Genomic DNA, 20187 nt, shown 5'->3' with positions numbered 1-20187 from the left:
GCCCGGCGCCGGACGTGACTTCCGGAAACCTGGAAGATCAGGAAGCGGTCCGCTCCTTGTTGAACAGGCGGATCTCGCTGGCCCGCGGACCCATGGGGCCAAGCGCCGGGGACGGGGTCACCTGGACCATGATGCCCACTTCCAGCGCATCGAACCCGCCATTGGCGACGTCCTCGCGGACGAAGTGCAGGTCGGGGCTGCCCTTCACCTCGACAAAGCCATAGCCGGAATCCTTGAACAGCCGGACGATCTGACCGGTCTGCAGCTCGAACTCGCCATGGCGCGCCTGTTCGCGCCTGGTGCGGGCACTATCCTCGAGCTGGCGCTGGACTGCCTCGAAGGCACGGGTGACGACCGCGTTATGGTCGTTCTTGGCTTCCCGCCGTTCCGTCTCGCTCTTGCCGACGATGGTGTTGCGCCCGGCAACCTCCACCTCGACCGCAATGCCGATCGGCGTCTTGCCGCTCTCGGCACTGCGATGCGGGACTTCCACGACGACCCGGCAACCGATCACGTTGGGGTGGTAGCGGTCCAGCTTCTCCGCGCGCTCCCGGATGAGCGCATCAAGAAACTCGGACGGCTCCAGTGCCTTGTATGCGATCTGCAGCGGCCGTTCCATGTGGAGCTCCCGTTTGTTGTGAAGGACCTTGTTCCGTGATCCTCAACGGAGAACGTCGGCGCTTCGTTCCTGCGGATCAAGGCCCTATGGTGCGCATGGGCGGAGCGTCAGGATTCGCTCGAGATGCGCGATCAGGCGAGGGGCGGCCAGGGCGGTCGTCCTGTATCCGACATGACCGTCGGGGCGCACCAGCCAGCCCGCCCGGTCGAGGTCGTCATAGGCTCGCGAAAAGGCTTGGCTTTGGTCGACCAGGAGCGGAAGGCCCGGAGGCGACGGGATCTCCCTGCCGGGTGCCACGATGCCGTAGCCGCGGATCCCGCCGCCAAAGCGCCGGCGCAGGTCGCGGACCAGGGCTGCGACATCCCGCGCGGCCTGCGGGTCGGCGATCCGCGCCAGCAGGACATGGTCCGGGCCGCGCAGGATCTCGAACAGGCGCTGCGGGAAGCCCAGGCCCGCGCGCGTCAGCCCGTCGGCGTCGGGTGCCCGGTCGCCCGCGGCCGGGCCCACGGCCTCGAGATCGGGATCGAGGTCCTCGCCCACCCAGGAACCGCCGCGATAGTTCACCAGGAGCTGGGAATCCTCCATCTGGGCGTTGCCCCCGCCCTTCCCGCCGGGCTGGCCGCTCCGGAAGGCCTGGGTCTGCGCCAGGGTGCGCGCCACCACCTCCTGGCCAACCGGCCGGCGCTCCGCCTCGTAGCTGTCGAGCAGGCCGTCCGCCGCCGCTCCCCGCACGTGGAGAGCGAGCTTCCAGGCCAGATTGTAGGCGTCCTGGATGCCGGTGTTCATCCCCTGGCCGCCGGTCGGCGGATGGATGTGGGCGGCGTCGCCGGCGATGAAGACCCGGCCGCGCCGATAGGCTTCGGCCAGGCGCATGCTGATGCGGAAGATCGACGACCAGCGCAGGTCGGACAGGATCGTGCCCGGCACCAGCCGGTCGATGACCGCCTGCAGATGCGCCAGGGTCGGCGTTGCCCGCTCGGACAGGATGCCGTGGCTCTCCCGGCTGTGCGGATCGACCGGCTGGGCAAGCTCGTCGGGCACGTAGGTCGTGAGGCGGTAGCGGTCCTGATCCGGCAGCGGCACCGCCACCAGGAAATCGCTCATCTCGCCACCGGTCATCTGCACGGCCCGCACGGCGGTGCCGCGCGGCGCTGTCCACTCCACGGCGACGTCGCCCAGCATGAACTCGACCGGGAACGCGTCGCCGTCGAACCCGATGCCCAGGGCCTTGCGCACCGTGCTGCGCGCGCCGTCGCAGCCCACCACATGGGCGAAGCGGACCTCCTCGCTGCGCCCGTCCGCGTGACGCAGCCGGACGTCGACGCCCTGGCCGTCCTGGTCCAGGCCGGCCAGTTCGACGCCCCGCTCGACCGCGATCCCGAAGCTTTCGAGATGGGCGGCGAGGATGCGTTCAGTCTCGTACTGCGGCAGCCCCAGGGTGAAGCCGTAGGGCAGGCCCGGCAGGCCGGCCGGCACCTCGCGGACCATCTCGCCGTTCACGATCAGGCGGAGGCCCTGCAGCCAGAGCCCGGCGTCGATCATCGGGCGGGAGACGCCCATCTCCTCCCAGACCTCGAGCGTGCGCGGCGTGACGCCTAGGGCCTTGCAGTAGCCGCTGGGAGCGGGAAGCCGGTCGATGATCCGGCAGGGCGCGCCATGACGCGCCAGTTCCGCCGCCATGGTCAGCCCGACCGGGCCGGCCCCCACCACCAATATCTCGCTCACGGCCACCTCCACCGATCATGGTCCAAGGCCGGACCACGTTCCCGGAGGTGTCCTGCCCGTCAGCCTGGATAGCGCCGGTCAGGTCCCGGGATCCTGCCGGCATTGCCGAGTTCGATGACGTAGCCGAAGTCGCGCTCAGTATCGAGATAGTAATGCTCGTCCTGGTCGAAGCGCCCGCTCTGGGTCACCTGGTAGCCGCGCCGCGCGTACTCGGCCACCGCCTTGGCGCAATCGGCATGGTAGAGCTTGACGTGGTGCAGGCCCTCGCCCTTCGTCTCCAGGTGCTCGTCATAGATGCAGTAGCCGCTCACCGGCTGCAGCAGCTCGACCTGCATCCCGCCGCTCCAGGCAAGCGCCAGCAGGGCTTTGTGGTTGGCGGGCCTGCCGCGATAGATGAAGTCGTCGACCTTGGAGGCGTCGAACTCGTAGACGTCCCAGGGTCCCATCCCACAAACTTCCCAGTGGCGCTTCATGGCGGCTTCCAGGTCGCGGACGACATAGGCGACCTGGATGATGCTTCCTTCGATCATTGTTCGTTGCCTCCCTCGGGCACCGGACAAAAGGTCCGGACCGGTGCCGACTGTGCGCCGGGAAGGAGGCCGGCTCAACCACCCGGCCGGGCAGCGCACCGGATCGATCGCGGCCGGGGGCGGGCCGTTGCGGGACCCGCCGCCCCGGCCGAACCTCAGAGCTTGTCCTTGGCCAGCATCATGTGACAGCCCTTCTGGCCGTCGACCGTCTGGGTGACCCGCAGGTCGGCGGCCAGGGAGCAGAGCATGTAGGCCTGGTTGCGGGTCAGGCTGGTGCGCCGGCAGACATGCTCGACCATCTGGCGCACCGCCTGGGCGGCGGCATCGTCCAGGTCTTCGTGCAGGCCGATCGAGATCAGGTGGGTGGCGTTCTCGGCGAACGGATAGGTGTAGCCCAGGTCCTTGCGCACGGTCAGGCGGAAGGTGCCGGTCAGCGCCGTCTCCAGCGCGGTGATGCAGACCTCGCCATCGCCCTGCACGCCATGGCCGTCGCCGGCGCTGAACAAGGCGCCGTCGTTGAAGACCGGCAGGTAGAGCGTCGAGCCCGGCTTCAGCTCCTTGTTGTCCATGTTGCCGCCGAACATCCGGGGCGGCGGGGTGGGCTGGCGGCCCCAGGCTGCGGGCGGGGCTACCGCGATCACCCCGAAGAACGGGTCGAGCGGCAGTTCCTTGCCCCAGGGCAGGGTCATCATGTTCCTGTTGCGGTCGATGTCCGGGAAGATCGTCTCGTACTCGGTGAACTCGTCGGGCAGCGTGCCCAGGAGCGGCAGGATCGAGACGAAGCCCCAGTCGTAAAGGAACTCGTGGGAGAGGATGTCGATCTGCAGGACGTCGCCGGGCTCGGCGCCGCGCACATAGATCGGCCCGGTCACGAAGTGCGGCCCGTCGCCGGGGCTGCCCTCGTAGGAATCCAGATGCGCCTGCATCACCCGGGAGCGGTCGGGCGGCAGGCTGTCCAGCCCGCCGGCCGGCCAGCTGCTCAGGGTCACCGTGTCGCCGGAATCCACTTCCAGGATCGGGGGCAGGCTTGCGTCGAAAAATCCGTAGACCATCGTCTGCGGCGTCGGCTCGATCACGTGATGGCGGCTCATGATGCCTGGTCTCCCCTTCGGCGATGCCGCCAGCATATGGGGGCGGACGGGTTCGGCAAGCCGACAAGTCGATGATTTTGCTTGCTTATCAGGAAGGCATGGCGCTTGCCGGATGGGCAGGCCATGATCCTGCTGTGAGCAGGGTGGGGGACCGTTGAACAGGATCTTCGTCGATGCCGATGCCTGTCCGGTGAAGGACGAGGTCTATCGGGTGGCCGACCGCTACCAGTGGCAGGTCGTGGTGGTGGCGAACATGTGGCTGCGCGTGCCGGATCATCCCCGGGTCAGCCGGGTGATCGTCGCCGAGGGCCCGGACGCGGCGGACGACTGGATCGTGGAGCATGCCGCCGAGGGCGACGTGGTGGTCACCGCCGACGTGCCGCTGGCCGATCGCTGCGTGAAGACCGGTGCCAGGGTGCTGGGGCCGGCCGGCAAGGCGTTCACGCCGTCCTCGATCGGCTCCGACCTGGCGATGCGCAACCTGATGACCTCGCTGCGGGAGACCGGCGAGATCCGTGGCGGCGGACGGCCGTTCTCCAAGGACGACCGCTCCCGCTTCCTGGTGGCCCTGGACAATGCGGTGCAGGCGATCCGCCGGACCGGCCGCTGAAGGAGGACGCGCCCGGTTGGCCGGGCGCGCTCCAGGCAAACGCGATCAGACCAGCGTGGTCTTCACCTCGTGGTTGCCGCGGATCGCATGGGAATAGGGGCAGACCACGTGGGCGTCCTTGATCAGCTTCTCGCCGGTGGCGCGGTCGACGCCCGGCAGGCTGACCTCCATGGAGATCTCCAGCCCGAACCCGCCGCCATCCTCGCGCGGGCCGATGCCGACGCTGGTGGTCACCTTGGCGTCGTCGCTGATCTTCACCTTCTGCTGGCCGGCGGTGAACTTCAGGGCGCCCAGGTAGCAGGCGGAGTAGCCGGCGGCGAACAACTGCTCCGGGTTGGTGCCGGGGCCGCCGCCCCCGCCCAGCTCCTTGGGCGTGTCGAGCTGCACGTCGACCTTGCCGTCCTCCGTCCGGGCATGGCCCTGCCGGCCGCCGGTGGCGGAGGCCTTGGTGGTGTACAGGATGGGCATGGATGTTCCTTTCGGTGGATGGGCGCCCTGACGCCCGCGCCTCCGATATAGCCGCTCTTCGCCGGGGGAACACCGTAAACTACACCGGCCGCGGCCGGGCGCTCATCCCAGGTCCGGGCCGAACAGCCGGTCGATGCCGGGCAGGGTCAGCCGGTGGGCCGTGTCCGCGCCCAGGCCGAGCGCGGCGCCCAGGTCCAGGACCAGCATTGGCGCACCGCCCGCACCATCGGCCGTCACGGTGACGCCGCGATCGCCCGCCCCCAGCGCCCCGTCGCCGTTGCTATCGAGCATGGCGAGCGTCACCACCCGGTTCTCGGCGCCCAGCCCGTCGCCGCCACGCAGGAGCAGACGGTCCTCGCCGCGGACGAAGTCCAGCACCAGGTCCTGCTCGTCGCCGTCCAGGAAGCCCCCGTCCCGGTAGGCGCGGAACACGAACAGGTCGGCGCCGCTGCCGCCGGCCAGGATGTCGGCGCCGGCGCCGCCCACAAGGAGGTCGTCGCCGCTGCCGCCGTTCAGCCGGTCGTCGCCCGCCCCGCCGCCCAGCTGGTCGTTGCCGGAATCGCCCAGGATGGTGTCGGCCTCCCGGCCGCCGCCGATCCAGTCGTTGCCGCTGCCGCCATGCAGCAGGTTGTCGCCAAGCAGGGCACGAAGATGGTCGTCGCCCGCCTCGCCATAGACCCGGACGCCGCCGCCCAGGATCTCCGCCTGATCGGCGCCATCGCCCAGCCGGATCTCGGCGTCGCCGAAGCGCTGGCTGCCGGTGCCCAGCCGCACCCAGTCGTCGCCATCCCCGGCCTGCACCGAACCGACACCGTCCTCGTCGAAGATCGCGTCGTCGCCCTCGCCGCCGTCCAGGATGTCCAGGCCCTGCCCGCCGGTGAGCACGTCCCGCCCGGCACCGCCGACCAGCGTGTCGTCGGCCAGCCCGCCGATCAGGCTGTCGTCGCCGGCCCCGCCCTCCAGCCGGTCCTGGCCGCCATCGCCGATCAGGACGTCGTCGCCCTCGCCGCCGCGCAGCAGGTCGTCCCGGCGTCCTCCGGTCACCAGGTCGTCGCCGCCCAGGCCCTCGATCACGTCGGCGCCGCCGCCGCCGGCCAGCATGTCGTCGATGCCGGTGCCGGTGATCGTGTCGTTGCTGGCGGCGCCCACCCGGTTGGCGCCGAACGGGCGCGGCACCGTCTGCACCGGGGCAGCGCCGGGGACCGGATCGATCCCGCTTCGAAAATCCTGGGCGGTCAGCCCGGTGACGCCGAACAGGATGGTGGTCACGGCGGCCGCACCCGGGTTGGCGGGAGCGAGCTGGATCACGGTCGAGCCGCAGATCTGGCCATCCAGGCTGGCGGAGCGGATGGTCACGCCCAGGTCGCCCTGGTCCAGAACGCCGTTCCGGTTGCTGTCCAGATCCGCGAACCCCCGGCCCTCGAACGCCAGCCGGTCCTGGCCGCGGGTGAAGTCGGCAATGGTCATCTCGCCGCCCGATGGGCGGAACAGGTCGGCGCCGGTACCGCCGGTCGCCAGCGACCGCTCGGCGAACCCCACCAGCGTGTCGTTGCCCTCGCCGCCGTCCATCCGCGCAAACGAGCCGGCGCCGAACAGCCGGTCGTTGCCGGCCTCGCCGCGAAGCTCGTTCCAGCGCCCGGTTCCGTCGATCCGGTCGTCCCCGCCCCCGCCCCAGGCGCGTGCGATGATCGAGGGGATCCCCAGGAAGTCCTCGTTGGCGAACGCGATCCGGTCGGCGCCGTCGCCGCCGCGGGCCAGTGCCAGCTGGGCCTCGACGGTCATCACGTCGTCGCCGCTGCCGCCGTCCAGATAGGCGGAGAACGCGTTCTCGGCATGGAAGCGGTCGGCGCCGCTATCACCCATGGCGATGGCGCCGTCGACCTTCTGCAGGAAGATCCGGTCGCTCCCGTCGCCGCCGCGGAGCAGGCCGCCGGCATCGCCGTCGGTCAGCACGTCGTCGCCGTCGCCGCCGTCGATGACGTCGTAGCCGTGCCGGTCCTCGATCCGGTCGTTGCCGGCGTCGCCGGACAGCCGGTCGTCGCCGTATTCCTCGCCCAGCAGGATCCCGCCGCTGTCCGGATCGGCAAAGCCGTCGCCCCCGATCACGTCGTTGCCGAGCCCGCCGCGGATGACGTCGTCGCCCGCTCCCCCGGCCAGGATGTCGTCGCCGGCTTCCCCCAGCAGGCTGTCCTGCCCGCCGCGGCCGGCGAGCACGTCGTCCTGCGCGGTTCCGAGGAGATCGTCGTTCTGGTCGGTGCCGGTGACACGCATGGCGAAGATCCGACTGCTAAATTTTCGTTAACCTTTATCTAGTGTCACTGACAGGCTCCGACCTGTCGAAAATGGTCGTAGGCTGGCTTTCGACACGAGTTCGACTTGTTCGGACAAGGGGATAAGCGACGGCCGCTCTCCCGGAAGGCCGCCGCCATGGGCGGACCTTCCGGGCAGGGCGCGCGGTCAGGCCTGCAGCGGCGAGAACAGCTGGTCGATGTCCTGCTCGGAGAAGCTCATGCTGCCGGCGGTCCCGGTGAGGATCCCGTCCACCAGCTGCTTCTTCTTCTGCTGCAGCTCGATCATCTTCTCCTCGACGGTGCCCGCCGAGATCAGCTTGTAGACGAACACCGTCTTGTCCTGGCCGATCCGGTGGGCGCGGTCGGTGGCCTGGGCCTCGACCGCGGGGTTCCACCAGGGATCGTAGTGGATCACGGTGTCGGCCCGGGTGAGGGTCAGGCCGGTGCCGCCGGCCTTCAGGCTGATCAGGAAGATCGGCACCTCGCCGGCCTGGAAGCGCTTGACCGGGGTCTCGCGGTCCTTGGTGCGGCCAGTCAGCTTGACGAAGTCGATCCCGAGCTCGCCCAGCATCTTCTCGATCAGGTCGAGCATCTCGACGAACTGCGAGAAGATGATGATCCGGCGACCGTTCTCGATCATGTCCGGCAGCATGCTCGAGAGCAGGTCGAGCTTGGCCGACTGGGAGAGGCCGAAGCCGTCGACCTTGTCCGACTTCAGGAGGCGCGGGTCGCAGCAGACCTGGCGGAGCTTGAGCAGCGCCTCCAGGATCGCGATGTTGGACTGCGAGATGCCGCGCTCGGCGATCTCCTGGCGGACCCTGGCATGCATCGCCAGGCGCACCGTCTCGTAGAGGTCGCGCTGCGTGTCGGTCAGGTCGATCTCGCGCATGATCTCGTTCTTCTCGGGCAGGTCCTGGGCGACCTGGTCCTTGGTGCGGCGGATCATGAACGGGCGGACGCGCGCCGCCAGGAGCTGCTGGCGCTCCTGGTTGCCGTCCTTCTCGATCTGGGTGCGGAACACCTTCCTGAAGTTCTCCCGATCGCCCAGGTAGCCGGGCATCAGGAAGTTGAACATCGACCAGAGCTCGCCCAGGTGGTTCTCGATCGGCGTGCCGGTCAGGCACAGCCGCTGGTCGGCCTTGATCTTGTAGGCGGTCCTGGCGAGCTTGGTGGTCGGGTTCTTGATCGCCTGCGCCTCGTCCAGCACGACCAGCCGCCACTCGCGGGCGAGCAGCTCGTCGGCATCGCGCAGGAGGAGCGCGTAGGAGGTCAGGACCACGTCATAGTCCTGGATGTGCTCGAACAGATCGTGCCGGTCCTGGCCGTGCAAGACCAGCAGCCGGATGTTCGGCACGAACTTGCGCACTTCGGAGCGCCAGGTCGGGATCAGGCTGGTCGGCCCGACGATCAGCACCGGCTTGCCGAGCTTGCCCTGCTCCTTGAGCAGGGCGATGTGCGCCAGGGTCTGCAGGGTCTTGCCCAGGCCCATGTCGTCGGCCAGCACGCCGGAAATGTTCGAGTGGTGCAGGAACTGCAGCCAGTCGAGGCCCTGCTGCTGGTAGGGGCGCAGCTCCGCCTTGAGCTGCCGCGGCGGCAGGCATTTGGGCATCTCGCCGGTCGAGGAGAGCTGGCGGGCGACCTTGCGGATCGTCTCGCCGCCGTTCCAGGCCAGCGTGTTGGGCGGCAGCTCGTCCTCGAGCTGGATCAGCCGGGTCGCCTCGGCCTTGGTGAGCCGCAGCGTGCCGGTGTCGTCGACCTTGCCGGCGGCCAGCAGCTCGTAGAGCGAGCGCAGGATCGCCGCCAGCCGCTCGGCCGGGATCGGCAGGATCCGCCCGTCCGGCAGGTTGGCGTAGATCGGCTCCTCGCCCGCCTCCTCCAGGGCGGAGGGCGACATGCTTTCCGGGGCGCGCTCGAACAGTTCCAGGATCACCGGCAGGAGCGGCAGGCGCTCGCCGTCCACGTCGATCTCGACCTTGGCCTCGAACCAGTCGATGCCGCTCTCCACCACGTCCAGGTGCCAGCCATTGGTGACCTTGGCGACCCGGTACGGGTATTCCGGCGAGAAGGTGACCTTCCAGCCTTCCCGGGCCAGGCGCGGCAGCTCCTGGTGGTTGAACTGGACCCAGCGGAAGCTGAGATCGTCGTCCTCCTCGCCTTCCTCGAAGGTGAAGTCCTGCCGGCAGGTCGGATCGGCGAACTTGCCAAGGCCGGTGGGGCCGAGCGGCTGCAGGCCCAGCGCGTTCAGGCGCTCGACATAGGGAACCTCGAGCAGGGCGTCGCGGGCGATCACCAGCAGGCGGTTGTCGGAGACGTGGTTGATCTCGGTCTTGCCGTCCTGCCAGCCGATCTGCGCGCCGGCATAGTCAAAGGACAGCCGCAGGAGCGGCAGGTCGACGTCCTCGATCTCCTTGTTCCAGCCGAGCCCGCGCTGCACCTGGACGCGCGGGCAGTGCAGATGCAGCACCGGCGTCGGCGCAACCTCGATGCGCTCGCGCTTCTTCAAGGGTTCCGGCAGCGGGATGTCCGGCACGGCGGCCACCAGCTTCTGGCGGATCAGCCCGGCGGTGACGGCCGGCACGGCCGGCGCGTTGAGCAGGTGGCGGAGCTGGCGGACATCCAGGCCGGTCTCGACCTTGCCGACCACGCCGTTCTTCAGGTCGGCGTACCAGGGCTGCCCCAGGTTCAGGATGACCGTGTCGTCGTTGGCTTCCTGCAGTTCGCACAAGGCCCGCTGCTGGCCCTCGCCGTTGAAGCGCCAGACCACCTTGCCCGGCTGGTCCTCGCCAAAGGCGAGCGCCGGGTTGGTGGTGCTCTGCCAGTGGCAACGGCCGGTGGCGAGCATCATCCGCAGGATCTCGCCGTCGGTCTGCCCGGCCAGCCGGCGCACGTTGCCCGACACGCCCGACAGCATCCGGGCGATCACCTGGTCCTCGATGGTGACGAAGCGCGGGGCGTCGTCGCTGGCGATCTGGGCGATCGAGACCGGGTTGTCGCGCCCGTACATCCCGTCGCGCAGCCGGCGCGCCCGGATCGTGCGCACGCTCACCGGCTGGGCGACCCCCATGTCCCGCCAGGAGCGCTGCGCCGGCTCCAGGAGGTAGAGCACCACGTCGTTGTCGGAATCGCCGGCGCGCACGCTGCCGGTCATCGCCGCGAGCCAGGCCTCCAGTTCGCTGTCGATCGCGACCGTCTGCTCCTCGGGCTCCGGCGCGGCGGTCTTGTGCAGGGCGTGCAGCAGCAGCGCGACCGCATGCTCGCACTGGGTGTGGATCATGCAGGTGCAGGTCGAGGACACCTTCACCCGGCCGCCGCGCCCGTTCTGCACCTGGATCCGGACCAGGTACGGGACACGCCGGTCAGGTTCCTTCACCTTGCCGGAAATGGTCTTGCCGTCGCGCTCGACGTCGAGCTCGACAACCGTACCCTGCTCCTGGAGCGTTTCCCCGCGCTTCCAGGTTGCCGGATGATAGAGCCGCTCGAGGTCGGCACGAGAGAAGGGCAGCATGTTTGTTTTTTTGTCGTCAGCGCAGGTTGACGCTAAAGGTCCCCGGACCATCCGGAGCCCAGCTCATTGGGTCGATCGGGACACACTGTGGACGGGCGAATAGGCTGTTCCACGCATTCCGCGCGAAAGCGAATATCGATGTCCCACAAGCGAGCGAACGACGGGCCTAGATGAAACCAACTTCATCTCCGATCGACGGTCTCGTGCTGGTCGGAGACCAGTTCCGGCCAGCACTGGTGCGTTTCGGACACAGGATCGAGGCGGTTGAGCCGCAGTCCAGGGTCCGCGACGACCAATTCATCATTCCGGGATTTGTGGATTCCCACAGTCACGGCGGTGGAGGTGCCGACGTGATGGACGGGGCCGCGGCAGTCGCCCGGGTCGCCGACTTTCATCTCCGGCACGGGACGACGACGCTCCTGCCGACCACGGTGACCGCGCCCAAGGAGGAACTGCTCGCCGCCTTCGCGGGAATCGCGGAGGCGCGGCGCGACGGCTCGGCCATCCGCGCGGACTTGCCCGGCGTGCATCTGGAAGGGCCTTTCATCAATCCGGACAAGCTCGGGGCGCAGCCGCCATTCGCCATCCCGCCCGATCTGGAACTGTTCGACCGGCTGTACGATCGCGCACCGGTCATCGTCGCGACCATAGCACCGGAAAACGATCCGGGGCACCGATTGATCTCGCATATGTGCCATCGCGGCACAAAGGTGCAGATCGGGCACAGTCTGGCCAGCTGCGCGCAGTGCCGGGACGCGATGGCGGCGGGGGTCGCGGGCTTCACCCATCTCTTCAACGCGATGAGCGGGGCCGACCATCGCCGGCCGGGCGTGGCCGCGGCCGCGCTGGCCTTCGGCAGCCACGCCGAGATCATCCCGGACCTGCTGCACGTCGATGCGGCCATGCTGATGATGGCGCGCCGCGCCATCCCCGGCCTCTATGCCGTCACCGATGCGATGGCCGCGGCGGGCTGCCCGGCGGGGGCGTACCGGCTGGGTACTCATGATGTGATTTCCGATGGAAGCTCCGCCCGTCTACAGGATGGAACCTTGGCAGGCAGCATCCTCACGATGAATCGGGCATTCGCAAACTTTCTCGCACTGGGAATGCCGATGGTCGAGGCAGCGCAGCGCACGTCCACCATCGCCGCGCGCTATCTGGGGCTCGCCGACCGTGGTCGGATCGCGCCGGGTCTGCGCGCCGATCTGCTGGTGGTCGACGGGAACGGCAGGCTGCGGGAGATCTACTGCGGCGGCGTGCCGGTCGAGCCCGCGGCCGAATGACATGATGGCCAGCCCCCCTTGCCCAACAGGGCCGGAACCCGCCATATGCGCCCGTTCGTCCGTCAAGCCCCCCGGAGATCCTCTCTCCATGTCCCTCAAGCGCCGTCGTTCACCCAGTTCCGAAGCAGGTTTCACCCTGATCGAGCTGCTTGTCGTGCTGGTCATCCTGGGTCTGCTCGCAGCACTCGCCGGTCCACGCGTGCTCGGTTACCTGTCGAGTGCGCGCTCCGATACAGCCAAGCTGCAAATCGAGAACCTCGGCCAGGCCCTGGAGCTCTACAAGCTCGACAACGGCAACTACCCCACAACGGCGCAGGGGCTGGTGGCGCTGGTGACCGCACCTTCGGGTGCCAATTCCTGGCGCGGCCCCTACCTGACCAAGCCCGAGCTCCCGAAGGACCCTTGGGGTCGTGACTACGTTTATCGTTCCCCGGGCCAGCAGGGGCCCTACGATCTTGGCTCGCTCGGCTCGGACGGCACGCCGGGTGGGCAGGGCGATGCGGCGGACGTCGGCAACATCGCGCGCTGACCAGCGCCGGACCCGCCTGGTTCCGGCAGGGCAGGCCGGCTTCACCCTGATCGAGCTGCTGGTGGTGCTGGTGATCGTGGGGCTGGCGACCGGCTGGGTGGCGGTGCGCGCCGGCGTGTTCCTGGGCGGCGGGCTTGGCACCGCCACCGCGGATGCGCGCCGGGCGCTGATCAACTGCCGCGGCCAGGCGCGGATCGCCGGGATGCCCGTGCTGTGCAAGGTCGATCGGGTGGAACGCCGGATCGGCTCGGTCCGGCTGAAGGGCTCGCCGTCGCGGCTGGAGCTGGCCGGCGGGACCGAGAACGGCGAGGTCGTGTTCTACCCCAGCGGGGAGGCTTCGCCCGCACGGATCCTGATCGGGAAAGACGACCAGGCAATGCATCTCGAGGTCTCGGCCGTCACCGGCCGGGTGCACGTGTTGGAGGATGATGCGAGCTGAGACGGGAGCTGGGCCCGCCCGCCCGCCCGTGCGCCGCGACGGCACCGAGGGGTTCACGATCCTGGAGGTGCTGGTCGCGCTGACCGTGCTGGGCCTGGTGGTGGCCGTGCTGTTCGAGGGCATCGCCAGCGGCCTGCGGCGCGCGCGCTATGACGAGGGCCGCCTGGCGCTGGTCCTGCAGGCCGAGCAGGTTCTCCAGCGCATCGATCTGGACCTGGCGGGCGACCGGCCCAGCCAGAGCGGCGCCGAGGGCGACCTGCGCTGGCGCCTGGAGCGCATCCCGGTCCAGAACGCGCCAAGAAGCCCATTCCCGCCGGGGGCGGGGGACGAGGCCGCGGCCGAGGACGAGGAGGGCGAACTCCTGCTGGTGCGCTACGTGGTGACGGTCGAGGACGCCGAGGGCCGCAAGCTCGCGGTGGAGACCAAGCGGCTGCGCACCGCCACGACCAGCGGCGCGCCCGACCGGCCGCGCTTCGGCGAGCCCGATTCCGGATCGGAGGAATCCGGTCCGTCGGACTTCACCCTGCCGGAGCCGGGCGGCGGGTTTGACGAGGGCGAGATCGATGCGACGCCCTGACGCCGGCTTCACCCTGATCGAGCTGCTGGTGGCCCTGACCCTGCTGGCCCTGCTGGCCACGATCGTCACCCGCGCGCTCGGATCGACCAACCTCGCGATCGAGCGCGGCGGCGAGCGGGTGGACGGGGTGGTCGCCGCCATCGACCTGCAGCAGGTCCTGGTGCGCGAGATCGGGCGCGGCCGGCCGTTCGTCCCGGACCGGCGCGGCCGGCTGCAGCCGGTGTTCGAGGCGGAGCCGGAGCGGCTGCGCTTCATCGCGGTGCAGCCCGAAGGCCGCCCGCCCCCGGCGTTCACCCTGGTCGAGATCGCCGTCGACGACACGGCCGGCGACCAGCGGCTGGTCCTGCGCAAGGTGCCGATCGTCGGGGAAGCCGAGGCGGCGCAGGCGGCGCTGGACAAGGCGCCGGCCACCGTGCTGCACGAGGGGGCAAGCTACCGGCTGCGCTATTTCGGGGTCGCCAAGGCCGACGCCGCGCCGGCCTGGATCGACTTCTGGCCCAAGACCGCCCCCGACATCCCCCGCGGCGTCGCGCTGCGGATCGAGGGCAGCGACGATCCCGCCCTGCCGCCGGAGATGATCGCGACCTTCCCGGTGCCGGGGAGCGCCATCTGCGGCGAGGACCGCATCGATTGCCGCCTCCTGTCGGGGAGCGCGCTGTGATCCGGGACCAGCGCGGAACCGCGGTGCTCGTCGTGATATGGATGACCGGGGTGCTGGCGGTCATGGCGCTGGGATTCGCCGGCCGGGTCCAGGACGCCTCGCAGGAAGTGACCGCCGCCGAGGCGCGGCTGCGGGCCTCCGCCATGATCGATGGGGAACTCGCCCAGATGCTCTACCTGCAGCTCAAGAGCAGCGAGGAGCTCGGGGTGGCGGAGGATGACGACGAGGAGGATGGCGGCAGCGGCTTTGGCGATTCGCCGGACGAGGCCGAGGGCCTGCTCGCCGAAGACGGCCTGGACCAGGAGGACGGACTGTCGTCTCTGTCCGAGGGCCGCCAGACGCTGTCCTCCCTGACCGGGGACCAGGACGACGGGCTGGCCGAGGCTGCCGGGTTCGGGGAAGGTGGCGCCGGGGGGGACATGTCCGGCGACCTCGCATCCGGCGACGGCCTGGCCGGCGATCCGGCCGCCGTGGCACCCACCGGCATCGAGGCGGTGATGCGCTCCGGCAAGTTGATGACGAACACGGTGACATCCGACGAGGTCAGATTGAACCTGCAAGCCAAACCGGAAATGGGAAGGATCGACGTGAATCGTGGCGACCCGCGCGTGCTGCGCGCGCTGCTGGAGAAGGTCGCCGACCGGGCCGTGGCCACCCGCGCCATGGAGGCCACCGAGAAGGGCAGGGAACTGGCCGGCCGCGCCGGTGCCGTGATCGGCGCGGAGCCGCGGGCGTTCGTGAGCGTCGACGCCTGGCTGGCAGCCACCGGCATGGACCTGGCGACCGCCGAGAAGGTCCGTCCCTACGTGACCACCCATACCGGCGCTTCGGCCGTCAATCTCGCCTTCGCTCCGCAGGAACTGATCGACGTGATGCCGTTTCTCTCCCGCTCGCAGAAGGAACGGATCGCCAAGGCGCGGGAGGAGTCGCCAGACGCGCTCGACCGGGTGCTGGCCCAGATCGCCGCCGATCCCTCGACCGAGACCGATGGCGAGACCGATGGCGAGACCGGGGGCGGCGAGGCGGGCCGTCCGGTGATGCGGGTCACCGTCGAAGCGGTCGTGGACGGCGTGCTGCGCCGGACCGACCAGTTCGTCGTGGCGTTCGAGCCGGCCGGCGGCGCCAGCGGCAGCGGAGCCGGGCTGGAAGGCGAGCAGGAACCGGCGAACGCCTTCGGCCAGGACGACGAGGACGCGGCCGCGAGCCAGGCGCCGCTGCCCTTCACAATCCTGGACCGGCAGACCCTGGATACGGCGCCTCCGCTCCCCGCTGCGCCCGAATCGGCCGCCTTTGCCGCCGGACCGGCGGCGCCTGCGGCGGGAGCCGCGCCATGAGCGGCGTGCTGCTGGCCGACCCGCAGCCGGCCGGGGGGCTTGGGCGGTTCTGGCGCTGGTGGACCAACGAGCTGGGCGCGCTCCTGCCGCATCGGCGCCGCGACCCGGTGCTGCGCAAGGCGGTCATCCTCCTGTTCGACGGCATGGGCTTTAGGGCCATGGTCCGGCGCGGCACGGCCAGTGCCGCCGATCTCGGCCGCCTGGACCTGCCCAGGCCCAGCCGGATCGACGTGAAGCGCGGGATCGCCAACCCGCGCCTGGTGCCGGACGAGCAGTCGATCGAGCTGGCCCGGCGCATCCGCAAGAGCGGCCTTCCGGTCGTGCTGCGCCTGCCCGCCACCGAGGGACTGGTTTCCCGGGACGAGCTTCCCGCCGCCGCCGAGCGCCACCTGCAGGAGGTGCTTGCGCACCGCGTGGACGTGCTCACGCCCTGGACCTCGGACCAGGTCGCCTATGACGCACGCGTGATCAGCCGGTCGGGCGAGACCGGGCGGATCCGGATCGAGGCGACCTTCGCCCCGCGGGAGACCATCGAGCGCCTGGCCGCCACGCTGGCCGGGTTCGAGATCCAGCCCGCGGCGGTCGACGTGGCGGGCACCCATACCGACGAGTTGCCCCGGATCGACCTGCTGCAGGGCAAAGGCGCGCCGCGCTCGCGCTGGTGGATGATCGCGCTGGCGAGCGTGGCGGTGGTGCTGCCGGTGCTTTCCGCCGTGCTGTTCTACGATGTCTGGCAGCGATCCTCCCTGGTCGAGGAACGCCATCAGCAGGAACTCCGCCTGATCGAGCGCAAGAACGAGGCCGATCAGGCGCAGTCGCAGCGTCTGCAGGCGCTGGCCGACGCCAACTTCCTGAACGCGCGCAAGGCCGAGCGGCCATCCTCGCTGGTGGCGCTGGAGATCATCGCCCGCGAGCTGCCCGACGATGCCTGGCTGTCGCGCTTCGAGCTGGCGGGGAACCGGATCACCATCACCGGCGAGGCCAGCGAGGCGCCGCGGGTGCTGGCGCTGATCGGCGCCGACGCGCGCTTCGGCAACGCCGCGCTGGGCAATTCCAGCACGCGCGGGCCGTCCATGGCGCCGGAACTGTTCGGCCTGCCCGTGGACCGCTTCACCCTGACCGCCCTGCTGGCGCCCGATGCCGAGATCCGCCCGCTCGGTCCCGACGGCCAGGAGGCCGGGTCGGGCGCGCCGGTGGTCGAGGTGGATCCGGCCGCGCCGGCCGAAGGAGACGCCCCATGAACGCGCTCCTGGCGAAGCCCGCCGTGGCGCGCGCCCTGGCGCTGGGCGTCCTGGCCGGCGTGATCGTGCTGGCCGTGGCGATGGTGGCGGTGCCGCTCTGGCTGATCGACCGCCAGCACGACAAGCTGGCCGCGTCCGAAGAGCGCCTGAAGCTGTCCTACAACGACCTGGCGAACCGGACGCGGGTGGCGAAGATGCAGGTCGTGCCCGACGTCCAGGGCACCATCGAGGCCCAGAGCCCGTCCTTGGCCGGCGGCATCATCCAGGAGATGACCGGCAACGCCGTGCTCCTGTCCGGCGGCGAGCTGCGCTCGGCCGAGCTTCTGCCGACCCGGGAGGAGGACCGGTTCGTGGCGGTGCCGATCCGGGTCACCTTCACCGGGGATTCGGTGATGCTGCGCGAGTTCCTCTACCGGGTGGAGACCTCTTCCCCGGTCCTGGTGGTCGATCGGCTGGACATCACCGCCGAGCAGAGCCCGGACGACGCTGCGGCCGGCTGGCGCGGCGACATCCAGGTCGCGGCGGAGATCGTGGGCTGGATGCGTGCGGCGGGACCGCGGTCATGAAGGGTATCAGCCCCCTCACCCTCGGCCTGATCCTCCTGGCGCTGCCGGTCCTGGCCTGGCTGTGGTGGACATCGGAGGATGCAGAGGCGCCCGTCGGCGCGGTGCAGCGCGATCCCGGCACGGCCGTGGCGCCGGCACCCGGCCAGGAGGCGGCGCCAAGGGTCCTCCGGCTGCCGCCGATGGAGGCGTTCTCGGTGATGGTCGACCGCCCGCTGTTCGCCGCTACCCGGCATCCGCTGGCGGCGTTCGAGGAGCCGCCCCCGGTGCTGGAGGAGGAGGTCGACCTGCCGCCGCCTCCGCCGGAAGACAACATCGCCGACCGCTACCGGCTGATCGGCACGGTCGAGGAGGACGGCCGGATCTTCGCGCTCCTGGCCGGCAGCAGCGGCACCTTCGTGCGGGTGCGCCGCGGCGACCGGGTCGAGAACTGGACCGTGAGCGCGATCAACCGCCAGCGGGTGCTGATGGTGAACGGCGACCGGGCGACCGAGCTGATGCTGGTGCCGGAGGGCCTGCGCTGACGCGGCATGCCTGCCGGCGCTCCCGGGCCGGCAGGCTTGAGGCACGCCCGGCGGGCGCGGCCGGGCAAGCGGCCGGTCAGCCGCCGAAGCTCACCGCCTTGAACCGGCGGGTCTGCTCGGTGAGCGCCAGCTCGGTGGGGAGCCGCTCCATCGACGAGGCGCCATAGAAGCCGTTGCAGTTCCGGGTCCGCGACAGGACATATTGCGCGTCCTCCGGCGCGGAGATCGGGCCGCCATGGCAGAGCACGATCACGTCCTTGCGGACCCGGCGCGCCGCCTCCGCCCACTGGTCGATCAGGCCGGGCGTGTCCTCCAGCTTCACCGCGGTCTCGGCGCCGATCGAGCCGCCGGTGGTCAGCCCGAAATGGACGACGATGATGTCGGCGCCGGCCTTGGTCATCGCCACCGCCTCGTCCTCGTTGAAGACATAGGGGGTGGTGAGCATGTCCTGCTCGTGGGCGGCCTTCACCAGGTCGACCTCCAGGCCATAGCCCATGCCGGTCTCCTCCAGGTTCACCCGGATCCGCCCGTCGAACAGGCCGACCGTGGGAAAGTTCTGGATGCCGGAAAAGCCCAGGTCCTTCAGGTCGCGCAGGAACTTGTCGCGGATCATGAACGGGTCGGTGCCGTTCACGCCGGCCAGGACCGGGGTGTGCTTCACCACCGGCAGGACCTCGCGCGCCATCTCGACCACGATGTCGTTGGCGTTGCCGTAGGACAGCATCCCGGCGAGCGAGCCGCGGCCGGCCATGCGGTACCGGCCGGAATTGTAGATCACGATCAGGTCGATGCCGCCGGCCTCCTCGCACTTGGCGGACAGGCCGGTGCCGGCGCCGCCGCCCACGATCGGGATCTTCCTGGCGATCAGGTCGGCGAAGCGCTCGAGCAGCGCGGAACGTTCGAAACGGGGCATGGGGTCTGTTCTCTATCCTGCGATGTCGTGGAAGGCGTCGACCAGGGCCTGGGCGAAGGCCGGATCGTTCAGGGCGTGCGGCAGCTCGATCAGGCGGCGGTTCGGGGCCTCCTGCCAGTCATCGCGGATCGCCTGGAACAGGGCCAGGTCCGCGGCCGGATCGTGGAACGGCATGTCCGGCACGTCGATCATGGAAACGCCGCCGGTGGGCAGGAGGAAGCGCACCGGCCCCTCCATGCGGTTGATCTTGGCGACGATCCACGCCCCGATCCGGGCATTCTCCTCCGGAGTCGTGCGCATCAGCGTCACGGTCGGGTTGTGGACATAGAGCAGCCGGCCCTCGAACTTCTCGGGCACGCTCGCGCGCGGGCCGAAATTGACCATGTCCAGAGCGCCCACCGAGCCGACCCATGGCGTGCGGGTCCGGATGATCGCGTCCAGCCGTTCCGGCCCGGCGCTGAGCACCCCGCCGACCAGCTCGTCGGCGATCTCGGTGGTGGTGACGTCGATCACGCCCCGCACCAGCCGGCTGTCGACCAGCTTCTCCATCGCCTGGCCGCCGGACCCGGTGGCGTGGAACACCAGGCAGTCGAACTCGTTCTCCAGCGCCTTGGTTACCGCCTGCACGCAGGGCGTGGTCACCCCGAACATGGAGAGCGCCAGCGCCGGCTTGTCGGCGACCACCGGGATGGGATGCTGTATCATGCCCGCCAGGGCATGGGCGGCGTTGCCCAGCACGGTCCGGCTGATCGAGTTGATCCCCTGCACGTCGGTCACGGCGCTCATCATGCAGATGTCCGAGCCGAGGACATAAGGACGCACGTCGCCCGAGCCCAGCGTGCTCACCATGAGCTTGGGCGTTCCCACCGGCAGGGCGCGCATCGCTGCGGTCACGATCGTGGTGTTGCCGGAGCCGCCGGCACCGATCAGGCCGCCAAGGTCCGCCCTGGCCTGGACAAACGCCGCGAATGCCTCGGCCATCGCCGCCACGGAGCGGCCGCGGTCGCCGGTGAAGACCGCATCCGGCCCGTCCGGATGGCAGGCCGCGACCTTCCGCGCGGCGACGTCGGCGCCCGGGTCGGGCGCTGCCGTGCCGACGTCCACCAGGACCGTCGCCACGCCGGCCGCCTCGATCAGGTCGCGCATGTAGCGCAGTTCCGGACCCTTCGTGTCGAGGGTGCCTGCGACAAAGGCTTTCTTCACCCGGTTTGCCTCCCTGTTGCCGATCGATCAGATAGCCGTGAGCAGCGACAGGCGGAAGCGCCAAACACGCTTCTGGAAGTT

19 protein-coding genes are annotated in these 20187 nt (G+C 70.0%); 10 read left to right on the top strand and 9 right to left on the bottom strand.

Annotation, left to right across the window (positions count from 1 at the left end; translation table 11 throughout):
- Nucleotides 1-37: 37 nt before the first annotated feature.
- From GEMRO_RS28020 to GEMRO_RS0106585, 4 genes are all read right to left on the bottom strand, one after another.
- Nucleotides 38-619 (bottom strand): HPF/RaiA family ribosome-associated protein, encoded by a 582-nt coding sequence (locus GEMRO_RS28020; protein ID WP_035484855.1) that lies wholly within the window; start codon nucleotides 617-619, stop codon nucleotides 38-40.
- Nucleotides 620-703: 84 nt separating this feature from the next.
- On the bottom strand, nucleotides 704-2344 hold the full coding sequence (locus GEMRO_RS0106595; RefSeq protein WP_051329559.1) for an FAD-dependent monooxygenase: 1641 nt from the start codon (nucleotides 2342-2344) through the stop codon (nucleotides 704-706).
- 59 nt (nucleotides 2345-2403) lie between these two features.
- Nucleotides 2404-2874, bottom strand: a complete 471-nt coding sequence (locus GEMRO_RS0106590) for a VOC family protein (RefSeq protein ID WP_027133375.1) — start codon at nucleotides 2872-2874, stop codon at nucleotides 2404-2406.
- A 155-nt stretch (nucleotides 2875-3029) separates the two neighbouring features.
- Entirely contained in the window at nucleotides 3030-3965 is a 936-nt protein-coding gene (locus GEMRO_RS0106585; protein WP_027133374.1) for an acetamidase/formamidase family protein, read from the bottom strand.
- 154 nt (nucleotides 3966-4119) lie between these two features.
- Here GEMRO_RS0106585 and GEMRO_RS0106580 point away from each other — a divergent pair, with 154 nt between their 5' ends.
- Complete coding sequence (locus GEMRO_RS0106580) at nucleotides 4120-4575, top strand: YaiI/YqxD family protein (protein ID WP_027133373.1); 456 nt, start codon at nucleotides 4120-4122, stop codon at nucleotides 4573-4575.
- A gap of 45 nt (nucleotides 4576-4620) precedes the next feature.
- Here GEMRO_RS0106580 and GEMRO_RS0106575 read toward each other — a convergent pair whose 3' ends face one another.
- The 3 genes from GEMRO_RS0106575 to GEMRO_RS0106565 all read right to left on the bottom strand — a co-directional run bounded on the left by GEMRO_RS0106575 (nucleotide 4621) and on the right by GEMRO_RS0106565 (nucleotide 10839).
- Entirely contained in the window at nucleotides 4621-5043 is a 423-nt protein-coding gene (locus GEMRO_RS0106575) for an organic hydroperoxide resistance protein (protein WP_027133372.1), read from the bottom strand.
- 102 nt (nucleotides 5044-5145) lie between these two features.
- Nucleotides 5146-7314: a calcium-binding protein gene (locus tag GEMRO_RS35630; protein ID WP_027133371.1), complete on the bottom strand. Its 2169-nt coding sequence runs from the start codon at nucleotides 7312-7314 to the stop codon at nucleotides 5146-5148.
- 186 nt (nucleotides 7315-7500) lie between these two features.
- Nucleotides 7501-10839 (bottom strand): DEAD/DEAH box helicase, encoded by a 3339-nt coding sequence (locus GEMRO_RS0106565; protein ID WP_027133370.1) that lies wholly within the window; start codon nucleotides 10837-10839, stop codon nucleotides 7501-7503.
- A 170-nt stretch (nucleotides 10840-11009) separates the two neighbouring features.
- Here GEMRO_RS0106565 and GEMRO_RS0106560 point away from each other — a divergent pair, with 170 nt between their 5' ends.
- The 9 genes from GEMRO_RS0106560 (at nucleotide 11010) to GEMRO_RS0106520 (ending at nucleotide 17990) form a co-directional block, all read left to right on the top strand.
- On the top strand, nucleotides 11010-12122 hold the full coding sequence (locus GEMRO_RS0106560) for an N-acetylglucosamine-6-phosphate deacetylase (protein WP_035484852.1): 1113 nt from the start codon (nucleotides 11010-11012) through the stop codon (nucleotides 12120-12122).
- Between the two features lie 88 nt (nucleotides 12123-12210).
- The gene (gene gspG / locus GEMRO_RS0106555) at nucleotides 12211-12651 is read left to right on the top strand and encodes a type II secretion system major pseudopilin GspG (RefSeq protein ID WP_027133368.1); all 441 of its coding nucleotides are present in this window, start codon (nucleotides 12211-12213) and stop codon (nucleotides 12649-12651) included.
- A complete protein-coding gene (locus tag GEMRO_RS32435) occupies nucleotides 12620-13090 on the top strand; it encodes a prepilin-type N-terminal cleavage/methylation domain-containing protein (RefSeq protein ID WP_157505476.1) in 471 nt (156 codons plus the stop codon). The genes gspG and GEMRO_RS32435 overlap by 32 nt, the downstream gene beginning before the upstream one ends.
- Nucleotides 13080-13667 carry a type II secretion system protein gene (locus GEMRO_RS0106545; protein WP_169728323.1) on the top strand — a complete coding sequence of 196 codons (588 nt, stop codon included), beginning with the start codon at nucleotides 13080-13082 and terminating at the stop codon, nucleotides 13665-13667. The genes GEMRO_RS32435 and GEMRO_RS0106545 overlap by 11 nt, the downstream gene beginning before the upstream one ends.
- Nucleotides 13654-14328: a prepilin-type N-terminal cleavage/methylation domain-containing protein gene (locus tag GEMRO_RS34850; RefSeq protein WP_027133365.1), complete on the top strand. Its 675-nt coding sequence runs from the start codon at nucleotides 13654-13656 to the stop codon at nucleotides 14326-14328. The genes GEMRO_RS0106545 and GEMRO_RS34850 overlap by 14 nt, the downstream gene beginning before the upstream one ends.
- A 23-nt stretch (nucleotides 14329-14351) precedes the next feature.
- Nucleotides 14352-15662, top strand: coding sequence for a type II secretion system protein GspK (locus tag GEMRO_RS0106535; RefSeq protein ID WP_157505474.1), 1311 nt, complete (start codon nucleotides 14352-14354; stop codon nucleotides 15660-15662).
- On the top strand, nucleotides 15659-16903 hold the full coding sequence (locus GEMRO_RS0106530; RefSeq protein ID WP_027133363.1) for a PilN domain-containing protein: 1245 nt from the start codon (nucleotides 15659-15661) through the stop codon (nucleotides 16901-16903). Before GEMRO_RS0106535 ends, GEMRO_RS0106530 begins: the two co-directional genes overlap by 4 nt.
- The gene (gene gspM, locus GEMRO_RS0106525; RefSeq protein WP_027133362.1) at nucleotides 16900-17469 is read left to right on the top strand and encodes a type II secretion system protein GspM; all 570 of its coding nucleotides are present in this window, start codon (nucleotides 16900-16902) and stop codon (nucleotides 17467-17469) included. The genes GEMRO_RS0106530 and gspM overlap by 4 nt, the downstream gene beginning before the upstream one ends.
- A complete protein-coding gene (locus tag GEMRO_RS0106520; RefSeq protein WP_027133361.1) occupies nucleotides 17466-17990 on the top strand; it encodes a hypothetical protein in 525 nt (174 codons plus the stop codon). Before gspM ends, GEMRO_RS0106520 begins: the two co-directional genes overlap by 4 nt.
- 76 nt (nucleotides 17991-18066) lie before the next feature.
- Here the strand turns inward: GEMRO_RS0106520 and GEMRO_RS0106515 are convergent, their stop codons facing one another.
- Both GEMRO_RS0106515 and GEMRO_RS0106510 read right to left on the bottom strand, forming a co-directional pair.
- Entirely contained in the window at nucleotides 18067-18903 is an 837-nt protein-coding gene (locus GEMRO_RS0106515; protein ID WP_027133360.1) for a phosphoenolpyruvate hydrolase family protein, read from the bottom strand.
- Nucleotides 18904-18915: 12 nt separating this feature from the next.
- Nucleotides 18916-20106 carry a Tm-1-like ATP-binding domain-containing protein gene (locus GEMRO_RS0106510; RefSeq protein WP_027133359.1) on the bottom strand — a complete coding sequence of 397 codons (1191 nt, stop codon included), beginning with the start codon at nucleotides 20104-20106 and terminating at the stop codon, nucleotides 18916-18918.
- Nucleotides 20107-20187: the final 81 nt, after the last annotated feature.

The organism is Geminicoccus roseus DSM 18922, from assembly GCF_000427665.1.
GTDB classification, from domain to species: domain Bacteria; phylum Pseudomonadota; class Alphaproteobacteria; order Geminicoccales; family Geminicoccaceae; genus Geminicoccus; species Geminicoccus roseus.
The sequence above is the reverse complement of the archived record's forward strand: the minus strand, read 5'-3'. Positions and strand labels throughout refer to the sequence as shown.

What these genes read in the sequence shown, in the direction of transcription:
- gspM (WP_027133362.1), top strand. Translation starts at nt 16,900, where the DNA reads ATGAACGCGCTCCTGGCGAAGCCCGCCGTGGCGCGCGCCCTGGCGCTG.
- GEMRO_RS0106530 (WP_027133363.1), top strand. Translation starts at nt 15,659, where the DNA reads ATGAGCGGCGTGCTGCTGGCCGACCCGCAGCCGGCCGGGGGGCTTGGG.
- GEMRO_RS34850 (WP_027133365.1), top strand. Translation starts at nt 13,654, where the DNA reads ATGCGACGCCCTGACGCCGGCTTCACCCTGATCGAGCTGCTGGTGGCC.
- GEMRO_RS0106585 (WP_027133374.1), bottom strand. Translation starts at nt 3,965, where the DNA reads ATGAGCCGCCATCACGTGATCGAGCCGACGCCGCAGACGATGGTCTAC.
- GEMRO_RS0106590 (WP_027133375.1), bottom strand. Translation starts at nt 2,874, where the DNA reads ATGATCGAAGGAAGCATCATCCAGGTCGCCTATGTCGTCCGCGACCTG.
- GEMRO_RS0106520 (WP_027133361.1), top strand. Translation starts at nt 17,466, where the DNA reads ATGAAGGGTATCAGCCCCCTCACCCTCGGCCTGATCCTCCTGGCGCTG.
- GEMRO_RS35630 (WP_027133371.1), bottom strand. Translation starts at nt 7,314, where the DNA reads ATGCGTGTCACCGGCACCGACCAGAACGACGATCTCCTCGGAACCGCG.
- GEMRO_RS0106515 (WP_027133360.1), bottom strand. Translation starts at nt 18,903, where the DNA reads ATGCCCCGTTTCGAACGTTCCGCGCTGCTCGAGCGCTTCGCCGACCTG.
- GEMRO_RS0106560 (WP_035484852.1), top strand. Translation starts at nt 11,010, where the DNA reads ATGAAACCAACTTCATCTCCGATCGACGGTCTCGTGCTGGTCGGAGAC.
- GEMRO_RS28020 (WP_035484855.1), bottom strand. Translation starts at nt 619, where the DNA reads ATGGAACGGCCGCTGCAGATCGCATACAAGGCACTGGAGCCGTCCGAG.
- GEMRO_RS0106565 (WP_027133370.1), bottom strand. Translation starts at nt 10,839, where the DNA reads ATGCTGCCCTTCTCTCGTGCCGACCTCGAGCGGCTCTATCATCCGGCA.
- GEMRO_RS0106545 (WP_169728323.1), top strand. Translation starts at nt 13,080, where the DNA reads ATGCGAGCTGAGACGGGAGCTGGGCCCGCCCGCCCGCCCGTGCGCCGC.
- GEMRO_RS32435 (WP_157505476.1), top strand. Translation starts at nt 12,620, where the DNA reads ATGCGGCGGACGTCGGCAACATCGCGCGCTGACCAGCGCCGGACCCGC.
- GEMRO_RS0106575 (WP_027133372.1), bottom strand. Translation starts at nt 5,043, where the DNA reads ATGCCCATCCTGTACACCACCAAGGCCTCCGCCACCGGCGGCCGGCAG.
- gspG (WP_027133368.1), top strand. Translation starts at nt 12,211, where the DNA reads ATGTCCCTCAAGCGCCGTCGTTCACCCAGTTCCGAAGCAGGTTTCACC.